The sequence below is a fragment of the Segatella copri genome (genome assembly GCF_009494395.1).
Lineage (GTDB): Bacteria > Bacteroidota > Bacteroidia > Bacteroidales > Bacteroidaceae > Prevotella.
Window position 1 is genome coordinate 1 of record NZ_VZCB01000008.1, and the last position, 5,440, is coordinate 5,440.

Below are 5,440 nucleotides of genomic sequence, written 5' to 3' on the forward strand. Positions count from 1 at the left end.
TATCATGAAGCTGTTGCTTGTAAAGAACAGACTGCTTGGTGTTCTGCTTACGCTCAGCCAGCAGTCTCTTCAACTTGAAATAGACAGGTGAGGGAAGCTTGGAGGGATTGCGAAGAATCTTCTTGTGGTTCTGCTCACAATAGATTGCTATTCTGAAAGCATCCAGTTCATCAGTCTTGATACGGTCTAGAGAGCGCTGGTCATCATCCAAGTCTGGCTCAAAGCGATGCATTTTGCGAGGTTCCACCATACTATAGATATATTCTTTGGATTCCAACCATAATCTAAAGTTTTGGTTATAGAGTCCGGTATATTCCAGACAGAACAAAAAGGTATCAAAGTCTTTTCCTACCTTTGCGACCCAGGAGCCAATCTTTTTGAACCCAGCATCATCATTGCTCACCTTAATATGAGCATTCTTCCAATCGATGGTTTCACCATCATAATAAGCAAGGTCGAGAGTCTTCTTGGAGACATCTACGCCAAAATACAGTTCTTTATCCATATTATTAACATTTTAGAATTTAATGGAATCAAGAAAGAATGTTGGGTAGGCGAAGGACTGAATCGGTGAATAGAGAATATCTAGGATACTTACTAGTACATCTTAACACCCATTAACCAACTTTAGCTTTCGTGATTCCGGGTGCAAAGGTAAAAGTGAAGTGCGGGGGGATATAATTGCTGGGCAACTTATACTCCTGTCCAGCTTAGGAGTCTATATGTAAATCTCGTTTTAACTTACTGTAAAGTCACAGACTTGAATTGTCTTCCCAAAAAAAAATTTTTCGTATAATCATCAGTAGACTTATAATCCTCCTCGGTAGAGTACCAATTATTTCGATTCTCCATCTGTTTCTGCGATTCAGACAAGACCAAATCAACATTTTCTGTATTCAAACCAAAAAAGGCTTCGCTATCATCCCCCAAATTCACATTTGTAAGAGCTCCCAATGCAATCTTCTTCAATCCTTTACAACCCTTAAAAACTTGACATCCTAGCACTGATACGTTTGGAGCATATATTTCCTCCAACTTATCACAAGATGCAAATGCCCACATGCTAAATTCTGTAGCATCTGGTAAAGTAATTGACTTCAACTTATTACTACAATGATTAATAAAATTATCTAAGCCTGTTTGGAAGGAAGTAATACCCTTCAGTGTTAAATTGACACTTCCATCAGTGGTTGTTTTTAGAGCATCTCTAATCGCAGCAGATAGCTCGCTACTATTGTTGTAACTATTCAATGTTAATTCTATATCAGTTTTATTTGCAGCCAAAGCATCTGCAATCGTCTTTTTAACAAACGACACATCGTCTAAAGCCTCGCCACCAGGAATCGCTTCACCAGTTTTCCAATCAGATACTGTAATTTTATCTACAACAAGTTCGTCCTTACCAATCTTTAAAAAGTACTCGTAGCTACTACCAGCTTCTGTACCTGTATGTGGAATGCGCCTAACTTCAAATTCTTGCTCACCTGTGCCATCAGGCTTTGCCACCTTTACTGTCATGAAAAGCAAATAATTATACATATCCGACACTGGCATTGTCGGAGTAATAAGCGCATAAAACTTACCATCAGTGTGTTTGTACGCTTTCACACTAACATCTTTTGAATCAGCGGGAACAACTTCACCATTGGAATATCCATTTGTATTAGGATGGATTGTTACTTCTGTCAGTTCCAACCCTTCATCCATCGTGTCTCCCCAAACATTAACATCTCTTAGGCCGACAACGATGCGCACCATTTTGCGCTCCATTTCCAAGTTCACGCCATCATTATCGGAACTACGCTTGCGGCTACCACTAAATGTCATATAGTCACCCAAAGCCAAGTTCTCTAAGCTATTGTATGCAGTAGGTAGTGTGAAGTCTGTAAAAGAAGCATCATTAGCATTTGCAGGATAAAAAGCCTTAAAATTCATCTCGTTACTATTCCAAACTAAGTGCAGACCTTTTTCTTTTGGACTCCAACTGGTACCATCATAAGAATAAATAACGGCATCTTGGTTATCTGCAACAACAGAAATGGCATCGCCTTCATTAAACTTTGCTTGTTCAACTTCACTACCCAATGGATTGGAGCGAGAAATAAAGCCACCTGTAGCTTCATTGCTTCCCACTTGGGCTGTAATGTGAACAGCATCCAAATCTTTAAGATAGCTATTTGACAAGCCATCATCTTGGCTACACGCAACAACAGATAGAGAAGCTGCAGCCACCAATATGTATTTATTTATAATTTTCATACTTCTAGTCATTAAAAGGTTTCTATATCCGACTTGTTGTCCACTTCTTCATTATTCTCGTTTTTGTGTTTTGTATTCCAAGCCTTAGATGTAACTTCTACAAGATTAGCCTGATCTTTTCCTGCCGTCAGTTGCAATGTGTATTGAGTGCCTTCTTTCAATTTAACAGCAGCATCACTGTACCAACGATAAGTTTTGCCTAAAACATTAAATTCAACACCAAAGTTTCCTGCCTCAACAGTCTGTGGAGCTAAAATCACCTCATAACAAACTTTCGCTTTTGGGGAATCATCCGTAGGCTTGGTGTAACCCGCAAGATATGGTATAATTGGCTCAGCAGAAGCGTCATCACTAACAAACGAATTTCCATCTGACCATTTTACTTTTCTCTTAGTTCCTACAATCTGCATGTCTTCGACAGGATTTTGCTCCTCTTCATATTGACTACCCAAAGTCAACTCTAGGGAGAGTTTTGACATTTGATGTTCCAATTTTAACTCAATAGCCTTAACCTCCATATTTTTATCTTGGTTAAAGGCATACAAATGGTCACTTGCCTTGACACTGGCATCTAAGCTTTGGTCTGCCAGAACCTCTAATTCTATAGATTTAATCTGGTTATTGCTTTCATCCAGTTCGTATCCAGGAAATGTAGAAGGATAGAGATCGCAAGTTATATTATATCCTGCTCGAAGTAATTGAACCGTTTCAGTCTCGTTTTCAGCATTATAAGCGACCCATTGGCCATTTTCCAGTTTCATGACAACATCATACCAATATTTTTTTTGCTCTTTAAGACCTTGTCTTATCTTAAGATAGAATTGGTTAGGTACGCTATTAGCATCATATCCTGCACGTGTTTTCATACCTGCTACAGATGCATTAATCTGCAACGGAGTATCTTTCAATGTATCTATAGCAGGTGTCAATTCTCCTTCACTTGAGCAGCTAACGAATCCAAGAGCCATTGCTGCTGCCACTAATATTTTATCTATCTTCATGACTTTATAATTTTAAATATTATACAAATCTTTTAATCTGTTTGCGCTTCACCACCATTGATGTTTTCTCCTTCGCCCCAATCAGTGATGCTTACATTGCCAAGAGTAATCTCGTCACGACCTACAATGAGATTTACTACCGTATATTTGCCACCCTCCAGTTTGATATCAGTAGGATGAGTGTAGACATATTGCTTGCCATTTATATTAACAACAATCTTGGTAATGCCTGATTGTGGTATCATGATAGACTCATATTTTTCATTTTCCTTGATTACAGGGATACTGATGTCGGTGCGAGCAGCATCTGTAGCTACAGTTACAGTCTTGGTCAAGAGATTGACAGAGGCATCAGATGCGGCATTCTTAACAACAAGGCTCTCTACGGTAGGCTTACCACCAAACTGATTGCGATATTGTATATTGACTATCACCTTCGACATCACATGAGTAAACGCTAATGGCACCGTTTGCTGTTCATCGGCATTATAGGATATGCCATCTTTGTTGACTGCCACCAAAAGGTCGCTATCCTCCTGTTTCGTAACATCAAGCTTATATTCGCTAGCTGTAAAATCGGATATTGCTGCTGTAGGATACACACCGATGAAATAATGTTTGTCACGGTTGTTCTTCCACAGCATCTGCGGAGTTGATACCCATGAACCGTTAGTCAACTTGTTGATGGCGTTATTCACCACACGCTCGCGTGTCTCTGGAGCTACAGTTGGGGCACCTATCCAGGCATACACGCTGATTTCATCACCCTCCTCAAAGGTTTGACCGCCATTCGCATCTGTGGCAACACGTGTCATATTGCCGATACTGGTAGAAACGGTGATGTACTTGGAGGTCTCGCCTCCGATACCATTCTCGTTGTCTGAACAGCTGCCCAATGTCAAAGCCATTGCCATCAGGGCAATGAGATAAGTCTTCTTTTTCATTGTCTTTTACTATTTTATGTTTATATTCTTGTTTTGATTCTTGCTTAAATGATAGGGTTGCTTAATCTTCAGGATTCAGGATTTCACCACGATAAATCCATCCCTCAGTCCAATCATCTATCTTCGTGCTCGTAAGATACATATAAGGTTTCATCTCCTCGTATTCCAAGTTTATCTGATACTTGCCTCCAGACTTCATGATTGGAGCTTCGATGTCGTAGTTGCTAACAGTTCCATTAGGAGCAATCAGCTGTATAAACAGCCGGGTGGTAAGAAAACCATTGGCTGTCGGCATCAAGCGTAATGTTTCCGTTTTTAAAGTTTCGCCAGGCACTGCGATTCTCAAAGGTATATCACACTCTTCCTTGGTATAGCTTGCCGTCCCGAATGTTCCATCCTCATTCTTTTGCAGGGGAAGGAGTCCGGTTGCCACATTCAGAACCTTACCTATCATTGCAAAATTGTCAGGAACTCCTTCAATGAAGATGGTCAATTCTGCAAGTATATGGCGCATTTCATTTTTGGTTATGTAGTTGACATTTGATTTGTCTATACCGATGTCCGTGACACCATAATAGGCATGGTCGGGAGAGGCACTTGGATTGGACAATCCAAACATGAGTTGGTTCATGTTGAGGGTCGCCCTTGTAGCCTCACCGATAAAGAATGGTTCTATAAGGTTAGTGGCAGCCAGAATCTGATAATGCCCTACAGGAAGAGCAAAGCGTTGGCTTGCTACTTCCTGCGCACTACCATGATGTTTTTCCTCAACTAAGGAACCGTCATCGGCATTGAATATCCAGAGCTTCACGTCCTTCACTTCCGTACCTTGGTCGGCTTCATCTGCCCAAGTGAGCGATACTGACAAACCACCCTCATCCTCATCATCATGAACATCATGGTCGCAGCTTGCCAACAGGCATGGGACGCATAGCAGCACCCATAACCAAATATTAAATCTTCTTTTTGCTTTCATTTTCTATCCGTATTTTATGGGTTACTGTTGATAATTGTTGAAAGGTAAGCAGAATCCCAACCTTACTCCACTTTCCCAAACAAAATTGTTCTTATGCAGATGCTCTGGCATTCCGTCCATACGTTCGCCAGTAAGACGAGTCAAACCGGAATAGATGCCAAGTTTTAAGCAAGAGGTCAGTTGGTAGCTAACCTGCAAGTCAGCGCCATAACCCAAATGCCAGTTGGTAGAACCTTTCATCACCTTGGCATCATCGGCTA

Annotated in this window: 5 protein-coding genes and 1 pseudogene; all 6 read right to left on the reverse strand. The window is 40.7% G+C overall.

The genetic code is table 11. The features are described from left to right. The coding region (locus F7D73_RS00910; RefSeq protein WP_153121868.1) for an IS110 family transposase at positions 1-505 on the reverse strand (505 nt) is incomplete at its 3' end. A gap of 236 nt (positions 506-741) precedes the next feature. Further along, positions 742-2,271 (reverse strand): fimbrillin family protein, encoded by a 1,530-nt coding sequence (locus tag F7D73_RS00915; protein ID WP_153121869.1) that lies wholly within the window; start codon positions 2,269-2,271, stop codon positions 742-744. Continuing rightward, complete coding sequence (locus tag F7D73_RS00920) at positions 2,271-3,260, reverse strand: fimbrillin family protein (RefSeq protein WP_153121870.1); 990 nt, start codon at positions 3,258-3,260, stop codon at positions 2,271-2,273. The genes F7D73_RS00915 and F7D73_RS00920 overlap by 1 nt, the downstream gene beginning before the upstream one ends. A gap of 32 nt (positions 3,261-3,292) precedes the next feature. Continuing rightward, positions 3,293-4,204: a fimbrillin family protein gene (locus F7D73_RS00925; protein WP_153121871.1), complete on the reverse strand. Its 912-nt coding sequence runs from the start codon at positions 4,202-4,204 to the stop codon at positions 3,293-3,295. Between the two features lie 61 nt (positions 4,205-4,265). Then, entirely contained in the window at positions 4,266-5,180 is a 915-nt protein-coding gene (locus F7D73_RS00930; protein WP_153121872.1) for a FimB/Mfa2 family fimbrial subunit, read from the reverse strand. Positions 5,181-5,201: 21 nt separating this feature from the next. After that, positions 5,202-5,440, reverse strand: a pseudogene (locus F7D73_RS15990) (hypothetical protein); the annotation flags it as partial.